This is a genomic window from Aurantimicrobium photophilum (assembly GCF_003194085.1).
GTDB classification, from domain to species: Bacteria; Actinomycetota; Actinomycetes; order Actinomycetales; family Microbacteriaceae; genus Aurantimicrobium; species Aurantimicrobium photophilum.
On the sequence record NZ_CP023994.1, the window covers coordinates 1,718,445 to 1,734,055 of the forward strand.

Here is a 15,611-nt window from a genome sequence, read left to right on the forward strand (position 1 = left end):
TCCCGGCGCGCATTCAGCTTGCTCCAGCCTCGCCGGGTACGATTTGGGGAGGAGTTTTACCCTGACAAAGGAGACCTGTGGGCATTCTGGACAACCTTGAGCGCGGCCTTGAGCGCGTGGTCAATGGTGCGTTCGCGAAGACATTTCGCTCAGGTCTTCAGCCCGTTGAAATCACCGCAGCATTGCGCCGTGAGCTCGACACTAAGGCAGCCGTTGTCTCGCGTGATCGAGTCCTTGTTCCTAACAAGTTCACCGTCAGCCTCGCTCCGGACGACTACGAGCGCATGATCGGCATGGGTGCCACCCTGACCGATGAGCTCACACGACTCGTCACCAAACATGCCGCAACGCAGCACTACCAATTTGCAGGTGGCATCAAGATTTCTCTTCGCTCTGACCCATCGCTTGCTGTGGGCGTCGTTCAGGTCGATTCTGAAAACGTCAGCGGCTCGGTCACATGGGTTGCTGTGTTGGAAATTGCCGGCAAGCGTTACCCCATTTCGAAATCCCGGACCATTATCGGCCGTGGCACCGAAGCTGACATCACCGTGGAAGACTCCGGTATCTCGCGCAAGCATGTGGAAGTGCTCTGGGACGGAACACGTGCCCAGGCAAATGACTTAGGTTCAACCAATGGGTCAAAGCTCAATGGTCAACGCCTGGTCTCTGCCGCTCTCGAAGCAGACTCGGTAATCACCATCGGTCAGACCAGCATTGTTCTTCGCCTGCTTCCCCAAGCAGCGGGTGACTCCTCCTCCCCCTCTTCTGAGACCGTTCAGGCTCCTCGCGCCGCTGAGCCAGGTGGATTCTGGGGTCCACGTGAGTGAGCTCACACTACTGATCTTGCGCATAGGTTTTCTCATTGCGCTCTGGGTCTTCGTCTTCTTTGTGGTTTATGCCGTGCGCAGTGACCTCTTTGGTCAGCGTGTGCGCAAGATGCCCGCCGCAGCACCTGCTCCTGTTTCTCCCGATGCGAGTGCGTTCCTCACTTCAGCACAGCCTCGCATTGCAGCTCCAGTAGCAACCACTGAGATTGCTCCCGCAGATGGAACTCCTCTCAAGCTGATCATTACCTCCGGTGCTCTGCAGGGCCAAGAACTCCCCTTGCAAGGAGATGTCATCACAATCGGTCGATCGCCTGACTCCAGCCTTGTTATCCAGGATGACTACACCTCAACCCACCATGCACGCTTAGAGATTCGTGGCGGGAGCTGGCTGCTGCGCGATCTGGACTCCACTAACGGAACTACTCTCAACGGTGCTCGAGTAACGAGCCCTGTACCTGTTCCCTTGAACACCCCCATTGTTGTGGGCTCGATGACATTTGAGGTTCGCCGCTAGGCGCACGATATGTCTAAGCACAGCGCAGCCGCCTCGAACGTAGGCATGGTTCGAGCATCCAACCAGGATGCCGGCTACGCGGGAACCTACCTCAGTGTTGTCGCTGACGGAATGGGCGGCCACGCAGGTGGGGATGTCGCATCCCATCTGGTTATTCGTCATATGTTGCAGCTGGATAAGGAATATCCAGACGTTGTCTCAGCTCAACAAGACCTCTTGGCAACATTGTTGCAAGCCAATGACATGCTCTCCGATGTTGTTTATGAACACCCAGAACTCGCTGGTCTGGGAACTACGGTCAGCGCCATGCTGCGCGTGGGCAGACAAGTAGTTATTGCCCACATTGGTGACTCACGCATTTATCTCCTACGCGAAGGAAATCTGTCTCAGGTCACCGTTGACCACACGTTTGTTCAGCGCCTGATTGATAGCGGCCGCATCACGGAGGAAGAAGCACACGACCACCCGCGCAGATCTGTGTTGATGCGGGTACTCGGTGACGTGGATGCGTCACCCGAGCTCGACACGGCAGTACTTGACGTCGAGGTTGGTGACCGATGGATGCTCTGCTCCGACGGCCTCACCGGAGTTGTTTATACCGAGCGATTGAAGCCGTTCCTTGTAGAAGCTGAAACTGCAGATGACGCTGCTGACACGTTGGTTCAAGCCAGCCTCACTGGTGGTGCTCCAGATAACGTCACCGTAGTTGTGGTGGACATCACCGACGGTGAGCCTGAACACATTGCTGAGCTGGTGGGTTCAGCTGCTGGCCCTATGGCAGTGAAAGCTCCTGAAGCCAAGCTCATCCCCACGCCAAACCTCAAGCCTCGCCCTAAGCCAAAGAAGATGCCCATTTCTACCGGTGGCATGAGCGTTCCTCCGGCAGCCCTCACGGCTCAGCTTGATGCAGTGAAAGCCAAACGCATTCGCCGACGTGCTGTGCTGATTGGCTCAATGATCCTTGTGTTGGGTGCCATTCTCATCAGCGCCATCTTGGGTTACCGCTGGAGTCAAACTCAGTTCTATGTGGGTAGCGATACAGACTCCGTAGTTATTTATCAGGGCATCTCACAAAACGTTGCCGGTGTGAGCTTGTCTCATGTTTATGTCGATACCGATATTCCGCTTGATTCCCTCACCGCTTACCAGCAGCAACAAATCAAGAACGGGATTCCGTTCGGTAATTACACCGAGGCACAAGACCTTATTGCTTCACTCACTTCAGGAGCCAGTAAGTAATGTCGGCTCCAGCAACCCCTGACTTTGTCGCCACCGGCTCCATCGGGCGACTCAAGCGCGTGCGCACCTCCCAGCGCATGCGCAACGTAGAACTCATTCTTGTTCTTGTTGCGAGCGCCATCAATGTTGCCTCACTTGTTCTTGTGCAGTGGGGTGTGCTGGACAGGATTGATGCAGGCCCGCTTGCCATCTGCGGTTTGCTCGCGGTACTCGTTCTTGCCATTCATGTGGCCATGCGGTTTGTGGCACCACAGGCAGACGCCCTCATTCTTCCCATCGCTACCGTATTGAATGGACTCGGTATTGCCGAGATTTACCGCATTGACTTAGCCCTGGGGAATGAAGGCTGGGATTCTCTCGCCAATAAGCAGATTGCGTGGACCGCGCTTGCACTGGGTGCGGCCTTAGCCACCATCGTCTTCATCAAGCACCAACGAATGCTCCAGCGCTACACCTATGTTGCAGGTCTCTTGGCTGTGATCTTGATCGCATTGCCCATGGTTCCTGGGTTGGGTATTTCGATTAACGGCGCACGGGTCTGGATCCAACTGGGAACGCTCACCTTCCAGCCGGGTGAGATTGCGAAGATTGCTCTTGCTGTCTTCTTCGCCGGCTACCTCGTTCAGCGCCGAGAGAGCCTGTCCATGGTTGGGCGCACCTTCTTAGGGATGCGTTTTCCCCGGGGACGTGACCTCGGTCCCATCATTGTGGTGTGGGCACTGTCCATGGTCGTCATCGTGTTCCAACGCGACCTCGGTACTGGTCTGCTCTTCTTCGGCTTGTTCTTGGTCATGCTGTATGTCGCCACCGGTCGCGGAAGCTGGGTTGCACTGGGCCTGAGCTTGGTGGGTCTTGGTGCTGTTGTGGCAAATCAAACCCTGGATTACGTCAATGGCCGCTTTGCCAACTGGTACGACGCTTTCAACGATGCAAACTTCTCTGCCGACGGAGGAAGCTACCAGCTGGTGCAGGGACTCTTCGGTCTTGCTCATGGTGGCGTCATTGGCACGGGCCTGGGCGAGGGCATGCCAGAGGTGACTCCGGTCTCTCAAAGCGACTACATCATTGCCAGCTTGGGTGAAGAACTCGGTCTGGCTGGAATCTTTGCCATCCTCTGCCTCTACTTACTCCTCGTCGGCCGAGGCCTTCGTATTGGTTTTGCTGGCCACGATGACTTCAGCAAGTTACTTGCTGTTGGCTTGTCTTTCACCATTGCACTGCAGTGCTTCATCGTGATTGGTGGTGTGATGCGCGTCATTCCTTTGACCGGTCTCACCACTCCTTTCCTTGCCGCCGGTGGTAGTTCACTGGTTGCTAACTGGATTATCGCTGCACTCCTGCTTCGCCTCTCTGATTCCATTCGGAGCGAACCGAGGCTGGTGGTCGGATGAACCGGGAGCTCAAACGCGTCACCATGGTGGTGATTGGCATGTTTGTGGTGCTGTTCTTGGCGGCAAGTACGATTCAGGTCTTTACGGCAGATCTGCTCTACGCGGATTCCAGAAACACGCGCACCATCTTTGATAGCTACCGCTACAAGCGCGGCTCGATTTTGGTTGCTGGTGCACCCATTGCCGAATCTGTCCCCATCGAGGACAACTACCGATACCAGCGCACCTATCCCAACGCTGCGACCTATGCCAATGTCACTGGATATTTCACCCTGAACCAGGGCATGACCGGTATTGAAGGAACCCTCAATAACTATCTCAGCGGAAAAACTGGGTCGCAGTTCCTCAACCAGCTCAACTCCATCCTGACCGGTCAAGAACCACAAGGCGCCACTGTTGCTTTGACGCTGGACCCTGTGATGCAGCAAGCCGCATTTGATGCCCTGGGAAACTACGAAGGTGCTGTTGTTGTCACCGAGCCCAGCACCGGCAAAATCCTCGTGATGGCATCCAAGCCAAGTTATGACCCCAACATGCTTGCTTCTCACAATGCCGACGAAGTTATTGCGACCTATGACGCTCTCAATTCAGATCCGCTTAAGCCCCTGATCAATAAGGCCATCGCAGGTGACATGAACCCTCCTGGTTCTGTGTTCAAACTGGTCATGGTTGCCGCGGCTCTGGAATCGGGCAAATACACCCCCGAAAGCACTTTCGATAATCCTTCTCGATTCCAGCTTCCGGGCACCGACGTATTTATTCAGAACTCGACTTTCACCTCGTGTGGGCCTGGTGCCACTGTCACCCTGGCAACGGCATTGCGTTTGAGCTGCAATATTCCCTTTGCCGAACTTGGACTAGAGCTCGGTCGCAAAGCCATTTTGGAACAAGCAAAGAAATTTGGCTTCAACACCTCGTTTGATGTGCCCATGAAAGCGGCAGCGAGTGAATTCCCGGTCGTCATGAATGACCCGCAGACAGCACTGTCCTCTTTTGGACAATATGACGTCCGCGCGACCCCACTTCAAATAGCGATGGTCTCTGCTGCGATCGCCAATGGCGGCAAGGTGATGTATCCCACCGTGCTCGACCAAATCCTCGAACCCACGCTCAAACCAATTTCCCAGTTTGAAGCGAAAGAATTCTCTCAGGCAGTTAGCCCAGAGACGTCCGCAACCATCACCCAAATGATGATCAACAACGTAGATAACAGCAATCTCATAACTAATGTGAGAATTGAGGGAGTAAAGGTCGCGGGTAAAACTGGTACGGCCCAAAATGGGGACGGGGAACCGTACACATTCTGGTTCACCGGCTTCGCTCCGGCTGATGCTCCGAGATACGCCATCACTGTTGTAATAGAAAACGGTGGCGGGCTCGGACAAAATGGTTACACCAATGACATCGCAGTGCCAATCGCAAGAACAGTCCTAGAGGCAGGGTTAAACAAATGAGACCAACAGCTGGAATGACCTTCGGCGGTCGCTATGAGCTCCAGTCGCGCATTGCCATAGGTGGCATGGGCGAGGTTTGGCAAGCAACTGACCTTGTCATTGGTCGCCTCGTCGCGATCAAGATCTTGAAGGACGAGTACCTGGGTGACCCCGGCTTCCTCGAGCGCTTCCGCGCCGAGGCTCGTCACGCTGCCTTGGTTAACCATGAAGGTATTGCAAACGTCTACGACTACGGCGAGGAAGAAGGCTCTGCCTACCTCGTCATGGAACTTGTTCCCGGCGAACCTCTCTCCGCAGTCATTGAGCGTGAGAAAACTCTGTCCATTGACAAAGTCTTGGACATCATTGCCCAGACCTCTGCCGCACTGCAGGCCGCGCACAGCGCTGGCCTCGTCCACCGCGACATCAAGCCCGGCAACATGCTCATTACCCCTGAAGGCCGCGTCAAAATCACCGACTTCGGTATTGCCCGTATTGCAGATCAGGTTCCCCTGACCGCAACCGGCCAGGTCATGGGTACTGTTCAGTACCTCTCGCCTGAACAGGCCTCTGGCCACCCCGCTTCACCGTCAACTGACATTTACTCGCTCGGTATCGTCGCCTACGAATGCCTCGCAGGTAAGCGCCCCTTCACTGGTGAATCACAGGTTGCCATTGCGATGGCTCAAATCAATGAAGAGCCTCCACCACTTCCAGACACCATTGCTGAGCCCGTGCGCAACCTGGTCTACTCCTGCATTGCAAAGAAGCCCGCAGATCGTCCCGCATCTTCAGCGAACCTGGCTCGTGCAGCTCAGGCCTTGCGCCGCGGAGACCTGCAAGGTGCTGCTGCTGCAGTTCCTGGTGTTCTTGGCACCACAACCACCCCATTGGACGCAACCGTGGTGATGCCACGTACTGCTGAAACCGGAGCGACAACCGTTTTGAACATCCCCGATGCACCAGAGCCCGTTCAGTCCACCGAAAAGAAGAAGCGCAGTCCCTGGACGTGGCCGCTCATTGCTCTGATCGGTGTTCTCGTTCTGGTCTTGATTGGTGCTGTTGTGGCACTGACATCTGGTGGTAACTCACCCGAGCCAAAGCCCACCGACACCACACAGTCGGCTAGCCCGACTAAGTCCAAGACGCCCACAGCCACCCCCACGGGTTCTGCAACTCCCACCGCAGCAGCTATCAACAAGGCTGACTATGTGGGCAAGTCTCTGGCAGACGCCACCGCTGCGCTGGAAAAGCTCAACATGAATGTCAATGCCGTCAAGGGAACTGCGGCACCAAGTGCTGACAAGGTGGGTATCGTCTATGACGTCAACCCAACCGGTCCCCAGGTTCCAAACGGCACCACGATTAACGTGACCTACTACGGTGATCTTCCTGTTGCGCCAGCTCCTACAGCTGCACCGAGCCTCAACGATGACAACGCGACTCCTGGTCAGGCTCTCATCGCGACCTGGGCTGGATACACCTCCTGCCCATCTGGTCACAGCTTGGAAAGCTACACCGTTCTGGTTGACGGTTCCCCCGTCTCTTCGGTTCCAAACGCAACTGCTCCATTCACAGCACCATCAGCTTTGGGTAACCACACCATTGCTTACCAGGTGACGTGTGCTGGCCTTGCTATCTCAAACAGCTCTCCTCTGACAACCTTCACCGTCTCGGCGCTGGGCTAGATTAGACACATAGTCTTATCAAGGGGAATCAGTGCCACTGAGTAACAAAGTCATTTCTGGGCGCTACCAACTCACCAAGCTCATTGGCAGCGGTGGGATGGCAGATGTCTATGTGGCGCATGATTCTGTCCTGGGACGCAAAGTTGCCATTAAGGTTCTCAATGAGGAACTTGCTGCAAACAAGAAGTTCAGCCAGCGCTTCAAGCAGGAAGCTAAGTCTGCTTCCTCAATGGATCACCCCAACATCGTCCAGGTGTTGGACGCCGGTGAAACCACTGAGACAGATGAGAATGGCGTCAAGCACACCTATGCGTTCCTCGTCATGGAATACGTGGATGGCCTGGAGCTCTCCAAACTCGTTGCCCGCGGACCCCTCAAGGTTCCTGAAGCAATTCGTGTGACAAAGGAATTGCTTTCTGCAGTTGAATTTGCCCACAACAAAGGCATCGTTCACCGCGATATCAAACCTGACAACATCATGCTCACGCGTGCTGGCAAGGTGAAGGTTCTCGACTTCGGTATTGCCCGTGCTGTGGCAGAAACCTTTGATGACATCGCCACTACAACATCCATCTTGGGCACAGCGGCCTATTTCTCCCCTGAGCAAGCTCAGGGCCAGAAGGTCGATATTCGAACAGACATCTATGCCATTGGCATCGTGCTGTTTGAAATGTTGACCGGCAAGATTCCTTTCACCGGTGACACTGCTGTTGCGGTTGCCCACCAACACATTCATGCTCACCCCCCAGCACCTAGCTCCATCAACCCCAAGGTTTCTCTTGCGCTTGACCAGGTCGTATTCACGGCATTGGCCAAGGACAAGGCAGACCGTTTCCAGACAACTGCTGAATTTGGGCGAGAGTTGCGTTTAACAGAAGCAGCAAAGGCAACTGCGCCTAAGGCCGTGAAAGCACAGCCGGTCGTCGAGAATGACGTTGATTCTTTATTGGGTTCACCCATTTCAGAACCAGCTGCTGAAAAATCTGACTCAATTTCAGAACTCCCTGACGATTTCCTTTTCCTCTTTGGTGATGACCCCCAAACTGCCCCCACGCTGATTCAGCCTGAGCAATTCCGTCCTGAACGCAAGCGAGTCATCACTGCTGTTGCGGTTATTGCCCTGGTATTTGGTGCTATCGCAGGTGTTGGGCTGTGGGTTGCCACGTTGGAACCAACTAATATTTTCCCCTCCTCAACCGTGACCGTTCCCACGCTCAAGAACGTTGCCGAGAAGGATGCCATCAAAGAACTTCAAGATCTTGATCTCATTACGAGCATCGTGGTTGAGAACTCCGCACTGGTTAAAAAGGGCAAGGTCATCCGCACTGAGCCTGAAAAGGGTGCTGTGATCGACCCCGGTACCCCGATTACCGTCTATGTCTCGGCTGGAAAGACCATGGTGGAAGTTCCCCAGGTTGCAGATATGACGGTGGCTGATGCCAAGGTTCAACTGGAAGCCGTTGGTTTAGTTCTTGGCACAACCACTGAAAGTCACTCTCCTTCGTATGCGGCTGGCTTGGTTATCAGCACCACACCAACGTTGGGTACGAAACTCATTCAAGGTAGCAAGGTGAACGTTCTGGTCTCAGATGGAAAGATCGAGATTCCAGACCTCAAGGGCAAGACGGTCACGGACGCCAATAACCTCCTGAGCACTCTGTCGATTACTCCTACGGTTCAGGCAGATACGACCTGCGCTAAGGCTGAACAGCCCACGGTGCGCTCACAGTCTCCTGCTCCCGGGGTGGTGTCACAGGGAACCCCTGTCACCATTACCTACTGCGCGGGTTAGTTCCTAGCGGATTAAAGGGCTCTTCGTTAGAGCCAACTTCGCTGCGCCCTTGAGTCCACACACTTCCAGCCAGTTACCCAGCATGGTGTAACCGCCTTCGGTCAAGACAGACTCCGGGTGGAACTGAACGCCATAAATAGGAGCTTCTTTGTGCTGGAGACCCATGATGACTCCCCCCGCCGTTGAGCTGGTGACGACCAGTTCGGCAGGAACTGTCTCGTTCACCACGGCAAGTGAGTGGTAACGGGTTGCCGTGAAGGGCTGGGGGACAGCGGTGTACAGCGTGCTGTCGTTGTGCGTGATCAGTGACGTCTTCCCGTGCATAAGCTCTTCGGCATTGGTCACCGTTGCACCAAAAGCTTCACCAATGGCCTGGTGGCCGAGGCACACACCCAGCAGCGGAATACTTTGCTTACGTGCTGAGTGCACGGCAGCAATAGAAACACCAGCATCTGATGGCTTACCGGGGCCTGGTGAAACCAGGACGCCGTCGTACTCAGCCAGAGTGGCATCTAGCTCGGCTAGAGGAATTTGGTCATTGCGCACAACAACGGTTTCGGCACCGAGCTCCTGCAAATACCCGTTGAGGGTATACACAAAGCTGTCGTAGTTATCGATTACCAAGATCCTGGTCATTGGTTAACCGTAACCTCTCGCACGGTAATTGCCGTATCCACAGCTGGGAACACAAACATCATCAACACGGTGATCACTACCGCGGCAGTCGCCGTCAAGATCGCGATCTTGATCCAGAGGCTGCCGGGCAATACTCGCCATAACGCTGCATACATCAGGACTCCACCTTCTGCGTCTTCGCCATTTCTGCTGGAGGACCAGCAGAATGTGGTCGCCACGATTCCAAAACGCTGTAGACAATCATGCGTTCTGCATCACCCAAGAGGGGGTTGCAGGTGGTGATGGTCAAAATGCTTTGATCACCTGGAGATTCATTCGTTCCAGGAACGGGAAGCAGAACATCCACCGCAGAAGGAAGAACAAACTCATAGTTGCGGAACGCATAGGTGTAATAGCCATCAGCGGTTTCAACGTAAATCTTGTCGCCGACTTGAAGTTTGGGTGCGTCACCAAACGGACTTCCCCAGTTGGTGCGGTGAACCGCCACCGCAAAGTTGCCTGGCTGACCTGGCCATTGAGTGTCGGGGTAATGCCCGTAATACCCGTTGTTCAAAATGGTTGGGAGGTCGATTCCGTTTTTCACAACGCGTGTGGAATCCGAACCCAAGCGAGGGATATAGATAGTGGCGAACTTGGCGCCTTCACCCACGCCAGCAAAGGCAGGTGCAGGGCCAAAGTCTTCATTGGCGGGTGCTGAGGCCGTTTTATCTTTATCCGTAGACCACTCTTGAGTGAGTTCTTGAGAAGCCTTGTGTTGTTGATCTGCAACAACTGCATTGTTGATCCACAACTGCCATGCCAAGAACAACAGAACTATGGCACCGAAGGTGATGAGGAGTTCGCCAACAATGCCCATGACGCGGGAGAGAGTTGCGGGCTTGAACACGTATCAACTTTACCCGTCAAAACTGACCCATCCTGTGGAGCAGCTGAAGAAAGGGTAGACTTTTGAGCACTATGGCTGCAGAAAAGAAGAAGCGCACAAAGGCTCCTCGTAACCCCGAGGCGAGCGGCGCAGACGCACCGAACCCCGTATGGTTCAAGCCCGTCATGTTCGGCTTCATGCTGATCGGCTTGGTGTGGATCATTGTGTTTTATATCAGCCAGGGAACGTTACCCATCCTGGCCCTCGGTTCCTGGAACATCCTGGTCGGTTTCGGTATTGCCTTCATCGGCTTCCTGATGACCACACGGTGGCGCTAACTCTAATTACACTCGTGTAATTCTCCCCATGTGGACAACCATGTGGATAACTCTGGTTGTTAACCCTGAACAAACATGGGGGCATGAGAGAGAGCTAATGCCACAAATACGAGCACTGTCACGCTGACTAAAGCCAGTTGAAGTCTCTTTTGGGTGTATTTCCGAGTCTGGACGAAGATAAAGCCCAGCAGGGCTCCGCCGAGCAAACCACCTAAGTGCGCTTGCCAGGAGATACTCATGCCCGGCAAGAAGCCAATGACTAAGTTGATGCCCACCAGCACTAATAACTGGGTAGTTTCGCCGCCGAGCTTACGTTGGATCACTAAGAAGGCGCCCATCAAACCAAAGATCGCTCCTGATGCTCCAACAACAAAGGTGTCGTGGGGCGCCCAGAACATCACTCCCAAGGAACCAGCAAGTCCAGAAGCTAAGTAGAGGGTGAGGAAACGTGCCTTGCCGAGCAAACGCTCGAGCATTTGCCCGAAAATCCACAACGTATACATATTCAGCAGGATGTGGAAAACAAAGCCTGTTGAGTGTGTAAAAACAGAGGTAATCATGCGCCAGGGCTCATAGGGAGCCCCGACGGCTGCGTATTCGCCATAGCTATACAAAGGCGAATAGGCCAAGTAATTTGTCGCACCTAAACCAGGAATCCACTGAATCAGATAGAACAACGCTGTGATGGCAATCAGCGAATAAGTCACGACTGGCGTTTGGTTGCTGCGACCGCCCAAAGCTTCACGCCCGACACGAGGCGCGCGAGCTTGAGCCTGCCCTAAACACTCAGGGCAGATCACGCCCACCGGGGCAGGAACCTGGCACTGCACACACACCGGACGCTCGCAGCGCTGGCACCGAATAAAGGTCGGTGCATCCGGGTGGCGATAACAGGAAGGGGCTACCTCAGCGGTAGCCCCAAAGCCTGTTTCGTTACTCACGAAGAGTTAGACCTGCTCGATGGTGATCGACTCGATCACGACGTCATCCAGGGGACGGTCGCGACCATCGGTCGAAACATTGCCCAGCTGGTCAACAATGGCACGGCTGGCTTCATCTTCCACAGCACCGAAGATGGTGTGCTTACCCTGCAACCAGGTCGTGGGGGCAGTGGTGATGAAGAACTGAGAACCGTTGGTTCCCTTACCGCCGTAAGTTCCAGCGTTAGCCATCGCGAGGATGTAGGGCTGGGTGAAGTTGAGCTCAGGGTGAATCTCGTCATCGAACTGGTAGCCGGGGCCACCGGTACCGGTACCGAGTGGGTCGCCACCCTGGATCATGAAGTCGGGGATGATGCGGTGGAAGACAACGCCGTTGTAGAGAGGGTCGTTGCGCTTGGCACCGGTCTTGGGATCAGTCCACTCGATATCTCCTGTGGCGAGACCTACGAAGTTCTTCACGGTCTTAGGAGCGTGGTTTCCGTAGAGGTTGATCTTGATGGGGCCAAGAGTGGTGTTCATCGTGGCAACTGCAGTGTGAATAGACATGGCTCAATCTTTTCACACGGCGCCTCACAAAATGCTCATCGTTCGCTCACCGGGGAACAGCTCTGGTGGCATTCACAGCCAACAGTGGCAAGATGGAACTATGGCTCGCAAAAAGATGACTGAAGCAGAAGCACTCAAGGCACACGCAGAAGAACTTCTGCGCGAACAACAGCAGGTGTTGACCCACGCAGGAGCTGTTGTGCGCGAAGCAAGCCGTGAGCTTGGTCGCGTCACGAGCGAAGAGGTATTCCCCCGCGTTGTGAAGAGCTCTCGCGCTGCAGCACAGACCACTCGCGACAAGCTTGTCGAGGAAGTGCTCCCCACTGTGGCCTCCGTTATCGGTTCAACTCTGTCTGTCATTGACGCCGCTCGCGACAAGCGTGTGAAGGAAGTGACCAAGCAGGTTGCCAAGCTCACTGCGGGTAAAAAGGTTGCTGCCCCGGCTGCTTCGGCGAGCGCCGGTAAGTACATTGCTGCCGGTATTGGTATCGCTGCGCTTCTTGGTGTTGGTTACGTTGTCTGGCAGACCTTCCGTGCTGACGACGAACTCTGGGTCTCTGAAGACGAATAAGCCCTCATGGCTTTAGTTCTGCCCCAATTTCCCGTGGGGTCAGTCTTGATGCCTTTCATGCCACTGGCATTGAGAGTATTTGAACCCCGCTATCTCAAACTCATGGGTGACCTCGTGGGATCTGATAACCCCGTATTTGGTGTTCCTCTCCACCCACAACGTGTTGCAGCCGGAGAACAACCCGAACGTCTCACGATCGGCACTGTGGCCAAAGTTGAAGACTTTGGCATGACCGATGAGCATCTCGGTATCACTGCCACCGGAACAAAGCGCTTTGTTATTACGAAATGGCTCGAAGCAGATCCTTATCCCCGCGCAGAGGTTGCTTACCTCCCCGATCTGGTCTGGGATGACAAGTTTGATTCCCAGCGCATGACTCTGGAACTCGAGGTTCGTGGACTTCTCACCCGTGCCAGTAAATATGGCGAGATGATGTGGGAACCAGACACAGAAATCTCTGAAGAACCTGTTGCTGCTATCTGGCAGCTGGCAGCAATGCTGCCGGTTCCACCCCAGGAACAACACACCATGCTCGAGTCTGAAGAGCTCGAGACCCTGATTGAAACGGCTCTGGCTATTTGTGCCGGGGGTAACCGCTTCCTTGATGGCTTGGATGCCGGGGAGTCACCCCAGCGCACAGACTGACCTGCGAGATACTGGAGCAATGACCGGCTCACCGTCCCCAGAATCATGGAATGATGCCGTGTTGCACACGCAACACCACCCACACTTCATGCAGTCTCTGGCTTGGGCACAGTTCAAGACAGGTTCCGGATGGGAGCCCTCTGGTCAACACCTCACCAACGACTCAGGTGAAGAAGTGCTCGCTGTGCAGGAGTTCACACGACCTGCGTTTGGTCTTGGAAACCTCATCCATGCTCCACGTGTATCTGGCATCACCCCTGAGAAGGTGAAAGTACTTACCGAGCACGCCAAAAAGCTGCGTGGTGGCAAAAACCTTGCCTACAAGATCGAGACCTACCAGCAGACTGACCCTGAGCTCATTGCCGCGTATAAGAGCAATGGCTGGGTCGAGGCCTACCCTTCGCAATATCAGTGGTCCGTCACTGTGGATCTCACTCCTGACGAAGACACTATGTTTGCGAACTTTGGCCCCAAGGCACGCAACCACCTCCGTTTTGCCATGAAAGCCGACATTGAGGTCAACCGTGTTCCCTTCGAGGAGAAGAACATTGTTCAACTCCTCGAACTGGTCGGTGGCACCAAAGATCGCTCTGGAGCCTTCTTCCGTTCCGAGGATTACCTCCGCAAGGCGTGGGGAACTTTCGACGAAGCAGGCCAAGCTCGTCTCTACACGGCACACCATGAGGGAACCCTCATAGCCGCAGCTGTCGTCTTCACTTTCGGTAAGAAGGCCTGGTACAAAGACGGCGGCTCCATTCGCACCCAAAAGCGCTTGCCTGCACCACACCTCATGCAGTGGACCATCATGCGAGACCTCAAAGCCGAAGGCTTTGAGGCATATGACCTCGGTAATGTTCCAGACCCTGAGAACATCACGGCAGGAGCGATGGAAGGCCTCTGGCACTTCAAGACTGGCTTCAACTCCACCGTTGACACCTACATGCCCGCGTTTGAGTATCCGTTGAACTCTAAGCAGAAGCTCTGGAACACGTTCGAGACTAAGTTCCTGGGTCTCTACTCGCGTCTGCGCAAGGACTACTGGTACTGATCTCGTTCTTCTTGCTGTGAAGTGTTAATCACATTCGTCACAGCAACCAGCAGAACAGGAATTTCACGCGTTGCAGCATTCATGACGATGGGCTGTGCTGTGTCCCAATATCGATGAGCTAAATGGTCTCTCATGCCTGAAATCATGTTCCAGGGAATCTCTGGCGTTGCGTCCCTTTCCGCTTTACTGAGTCCCTTAACGGCTTCGCCATTTTCGACAGGGCGCATACGAATTGCATCAAACTTCATACCCTCATCGATGTCACTTTCCGCTGCATAGCGTTCAATCGCCAGACAAGCCTGTTGAATATCGACGTACCGGGCATACGCCCGCCTAACCAAAGTAGATGGCCTCGCCCATGACCTGATCCCAGACGGCGGGCTTAAGCCCGCTTGCGGGAACCAGATCGACTTTCACGCCAACCAGCTCCTGGATTTTCTGTTCCAAGCTCATCAACGCAAATAGCCCTGTCTCAGGGGCAAGGTCGACTAATAAATCAATATCGCTGTGAGGTCCCGCAGTTCCTCGCGCAACGCTTCCAAAAATTCGCATATTGGATACTCCCGCATCAACGCAGAGCTGGAGTATTTGGTTCTTGTTTGTGTGGAGAAGGTTCAGAAAATCAGGTGTGTGGAGAACGTGTGGCTCAAAACCTACGGTGAGATCAAATCCGGCAGCTTCGACCAACTTGGCTAAAGTGCTAAACGAGGGTTCCCTTCGTCCCGCTTCATACGCGCTCACAACGCTTTGTGTAATGCCCGCCTGTTCAGCAAGTTGCATTTGTGTGAGATGGGCTGCCTGCCTCGCGTTCTTCAACACTGTTGCACTTGAGGTCACCACACATGCAATATAGCGTATTGTGACTATTTTTTAGAAGCAGGGTGGTCCATCCGCATATAGACGCCACCCTTCTTGAGCTCGTCCAGCATCTGGTTCAATCTCTTCTGGCGAATCTCTTGCCGAACTGCTCGAGTGATCCAGGCAAGGTAGTCATTGCGTTGATAGGCAGGCCTGTGGTCGTAGTCAGCACGCAAGCCTGTTTGCTCGAGAGCGAGCTTCACGTCCGCAGGCATCTCCACGAGCTTGCGACGCAGGTTTCCCTTTTTGTCGCGCATATCTCGAGAACTCATGTGGCCA

19 protein-coding genes are annotated in these 15,611 nt (G+C 54.5%); 11 read left to right on the plus strand and 8 right to left on the minus strand.

Going from position 1 to position 15,611, the window contains the following annotated elements; genetic code table 11:
- The first annotated feature begins 77 nt into the window (after positions 1 to 77).
- From AURMO_RS08695 to pknB, 7 genes are read left to right on the plus strand one after another with little or no spacing between them, the layout of a single operon-like run.
- Positions 78 to 827, plus strand: coding sequence for an FhaA domain-containing protein (locus AURMO_RS08695; RefSeq protein ID WP_110234783.1), 750 nt, complete (start codon positions 78 to 80; stop codon positions 825 to 827).
- Positions 820 to 1,341 carry an FHA domain-containing protein FhaB/FipA gene (locus AURMO_RS08700; protein WP_110234784.1) on the plus strand — a complete coding sequence of 174 codons (522 nt, stop codon included), beginning with the start codon at positions 820 to 822 and terminating at the stop codon, positions 1,339 to 1,341. The genes AURMO_RS08695 and AURMO_RS08700 overlap by 8 nt, the downstream gene beginning before the upstream one ends.
- Before the next feature lie 9 nt (positions 1,342 to 1,350).
- Positions 1,351 to 2,580: a PP2C family protein-serine/threonine phosphatase gene (locus tag AURMO_RS08705; RefSeq protein WP_110234785.1), complete on the plus strand. Its 1,230-nt coding sequence runs from the start codon at positions 1,351 to 1,353 to the stop codon at positions 2,578 to 2,580.
- The gene (locus AURMO_RS08710; protein ID WP_110234786.1) at positions 2,580 to 3,971 is read left to right on the plus strand and encodes an FtsW/RodA/SpoVE family cell cycle protein; all 1,392 of its coding nucleotides are present in this window, start codon (positions 2,580 to 2,582) and stop codon (positions 3,969 to 3,971) included. The genes AURMO_RS08705 and AURMO_RS08710 overlap by 1 nt, the downstream gene beginning before the upstream one ends.
- Positions 3,968 to 5,425, plus strand: a complete 1,458-nt coding sequence (locus AURMO_RS08715) for a peptidoglycan D,D-transpeptidase FtsI family protein (RefSeq protein WP_110234787.1) — start codon at positions 3,968 to 3,970, stop codon at positions 5,423 to 5,425. The genes AURMO_RS08710 and AURMO_RS08715 overlap by 4 nt, the downstream gene beginning before the upstream one ends.
- A complete protein-coding gene (locus tag AURMO_RS08720; protein WP_110234788.1) occupies positions 5,422 to 7,092 on the plus strand; it encodes a protein kinase domain-containing protein in 1,671 nt (556 codons plus the stop codon). The genes AURMO_RS08715 and AURMO_RS08720 overlap by 4 nt, the downstream gene beginning before the upstream one ends.
- A gap of 31 nt (positions 7,093 to 7,123) precedes the next feature.
- Positions 7,124 to 8,884: a Stk1 family PASTA domain-containing Ser/Thr kinase gene (pknB, locus tag AURMO_RS08725; protein WP_110234789.1), complete on the plus strand. Its 1,761-nt coding sequence runs from the start codon at positions 7,124 to 7,126 to the stop codon at positions 8,882 to 8,884.
- 3 nt (positions 8,885 to 8,887) lie between these two features.
- Here pknB and AURMO_RS08730 read toward each other — a convergent pair whose 3' ends face one another.
- The 3 genes from AURMO_RS08730 to AURMO_RS08735 are packed head-to-tail and all read right to left on the minus strand — an operon-like array spanning position 8,888 to position 10,406.
- Positions 8,888 to 9,520, minus strand: coding sequence for an anthranilate synthase component II (locus AURMO_RS08730; RefSeq protein WP_110234790.1), 633 nt, complete (start codon positions 9,518 to 9,520; stop codon positions 8,888 to 8,890).
- Positions 9,517 to 9,675 (minus strand): hypothetical protein, encoded by a 159-nt coding sequence (locus tag AURMO_RS09035; protein ID WP_204163616.1) that lies wholly within the window; start codon positions 9,673 to 9,675, stop codon positions 9,517 to 9,519. Before AURMO_RS09035 ends, AURMO_RS08730 begins: the two co-directional genes overlap by 4 nt.
- Positions 9,675 to 10,406: a class E sortase gene (locus AURMO_RS08735; RefSeq protein ID WP_110234791.1), complete on the minus strand. Its 732-nt coding sequence runs from the start codon at positions 10,404 to 10,406 to the stop codon at positions 9,675 to 9,677. The genes AURMO_RS09035 and AURMO_RS08735 overlap by 1 nt, the downstream gene beginning before the upstream one ends.
- Positions 10,407 to 10,477: 71 nt before the next feature.
- On the opposite strand from AURMO_RS08735, the gene AURMO_RS08740 reads away from it, so the two are divergent.
- Positions 10,478 to 10,723, plus strand: a complete 246-nt coding sequence (locus tag AURMO_RS08740) for a cell division protein CrgA (protein ID WP_110234792.1) — start codon at positions 10,478 to 10,480, stop codon at positions 10,721 to 10,723.
- Positions 10,724 to 10,782: 59 nt separating this feature from the next.
- Here the strand turns inward: AURMO_RS08740 and AURMO_RS08745 are convergent, their stop codons facing one another.
- Positions 10,783 to 11,664, minus strand: coding sequence for a rhomboid family intramembrane serine protease (locus tag AURMO_RS08745; protein ID WP_110234793.1), 882 nt, complete (start codon positions 11,662 to 11,664; stop codon positions 10,783 to 10,785).
- A 6-nt stretch (positions 11,665 to 11,670) separates the two neighbouring features.
- Complete coding sequence (locus AURMO_RS08750) at positions 11,671 to 12,210, minus strand: peptidylprolyl isomerase (RefSeq protein ID WP_110234794.1); 540 nt, start codon at positions 12,208 to 12,210, stop codon at positions 11,671 to 11,673.
- A 100-nt stretch (positions 12,211 to 12,310) separates the two neighbouring features.
- On the opposite strand from AURMO_RS08750, the gene AURMO_RS08755 reads away from it, so the two are divergent.
- Genes AURMO_RS08755 through AURMO_RS08765 form a run of 3 tightly spaced genes read left to right on the plus strand, consistent with a single transcriptional unit; the run spans position 12,311 to position 14,474 of the window.
- Entirely contained in the window at positions 12,311 to 12,781 is a 471-nt protein-coding gene (locus tag AURMO_RS08755; RefSeq protein ID WP_162532719.1) for a DNA helicase, read from the plus strand.
- Positions 12,782 to 12,787: 6 nt separating this feature from the next.
- The gene (locus AURMO_RS08760) at positions 12,788 to 13,426 is read left to right on the plus strand and encodes an LON peptidase substrate-binding domain-containing protein (protein ID WP_110234796.1); all 639 of its coding nucleotides are present in this window, start codon (positions 12,788 to 12,790) and stop codon (positions 13,424 to 13,426) included.
- 19 nt (positions 13,427 to 13,445) lie between these two features.
- Positions 13,446 to 14,474 carry a lipid II:glycine glycyltransferase FemX gene (locus AURMO_RS08765; RefSeq protein ID WP_162532720.1) on the plus strand — a complete coding sequence of 343 codons (1,029 nt, stop codon included), beginning with the start codon at positions 13,446 to 13,448 and terminating at the stop codon, positions 14,472 to 14,474.
- On the opposite strand, the gene AURMO_RS08770 is transcribed toward AURMO_RS08765, so the two are convergent.
- Genes AURMO_RS08770 through AURMO_RS08780 form a run of 3 tightly spaced genes read right to left on the minus strand, consistent with a single transcriptional unit; the run spans position 14,462 to position 15,604 of the window.
- Positions 14,462 to 14,815 carry a HepT-like ribonuclease domain-containing protein gene (locus AURMO_RS08770; protein ID WP_162532721.1) on the minus strand — a complete coding sequence of 118 codons (354 nt, stop codon included), beginning with the start codon at positions 14,813 to 14,815 and terminating at the stop codon, positions 14,462 to 14,464. The genes AURMO_RS08765 and AURMO_RS08770 overlap by 13 nt on opposite strands.
- Positions 14,808 to 15,314, minus strand: coding sequence for a nucleotidyltransferase domain-containing protein (locus AURMO_RS08775; protein WP_162532722.1), 507 nt, complete (start codon positions 15,312 to 15,314; stop codon positions 14,808 to 14,810). The genes AURMO_RS08770 and AURMO_RS08775 overlap by 8 nt, the downstream gene beginning before the upstream one ends.
- Positions 15,315 to 15,337: 23 nt before the next feature.
- Complete coding sequence (locus AURMO_RS08780) at positions 15,338 to 15,604, minus strand: YdeI/OmpD-associated family protein (protein ID WP_239406833.1); 267 nt, start codon at positions 15,602 to 15,604, stop codon at positions 15,338 to 15,340.
- Positions 15,605 to 15,611: the final 7 nt, after the last annotated feature.

Excerpts from the sequence above, each read along its gene's own strand:
- AURMO_RS08755 (WP_162532719.1), top strand. The coding sequence starts at position 12,311 with ATGGCTCGCAAAAAGATGACTGAAGCAGAAGCACTCAAGGCACACGCA.
- AURMO_RS08715 (WP_110234787.1), top strand. The coding sequence starts at position 3,968 with ATGAACCGGGAGCTCAAACGCGTCACCATGGTGGTGATTGGCATGTTT.
- AURMO_RS08765 (WP_162532720.1), top strand. The coding sequence starts at position 13,446 with ATGACCGGCTCACCGTCCCCAGAATCATGGAATGATGCCGTGTTGCAC.
- AURMO_RS09035 (WP_204163616.1), bottom strand. The coding sequence starts at position 9,675 with ATGTATGCAGCGTTATGGCGAGTATTGCCCGGCAGCCTCTGGATCAAG.
- AURMO_RS08730 (WP_110234790.1), bottom strand. The coding sequence starts at position 9,520 with ATGACCAGGATCTTGGTAATCGATAACTACGACAGCTTTGTGTATACC.
- AURMO_RS08740 (WP_110234792.1), top strand. The coding sequence starts at position 10,478 with ATGGCTGCAGAAAAGAAGAAGCGCACAAAGGCTCCTCGTAACCCCGAG.
- AURMO_RS08705 (WP_110234785.1), top strand. The coding sequence starts at position 1,351 with ATGTCTAAGCACAGCGCAGCCGCCTCGAACGTAGGCATGGTTCGAGCA.
- AURMO_RS08720 (WP_110234788.1), top strand. The coding sequence starts at position 5,422 with ATGAGACCAACAGCTGGAATGACCTTCGGCGGTCGCTATGAGCTCCAG.
- AURMO_RS08760 (WP_110234796.1), top strand. The coding sequence starts at position 12,788 with ATGGCTTTAGTTCTGCCCCAATTTCCCGTGGGGTCAGTCTTGATGCCT.
- AURMO_RS08780 (WP_239406833.1), bottom strand. The coding sequence starts at position 15,604 with ATGAGTTCTCGAGATATGCGCGACAAAAAGGGAAACCTGCGTCGCAAG.
- AURMO_RS08750 (WP_110234794.1), bottom strand. The coding sequence starts at position 12,210 with ATGTCTATTCACACTGCAGTTGCCACGATGAACACCACTCTTGGCCCC.
- AURMO_RS08710 (WP_110234786.1), top strand. The coding sequence starts at position 2,580 with ATGTCGGCTCCAGCAACCCCTGACTTTGTCGCCACCGGCTCCATCGGG.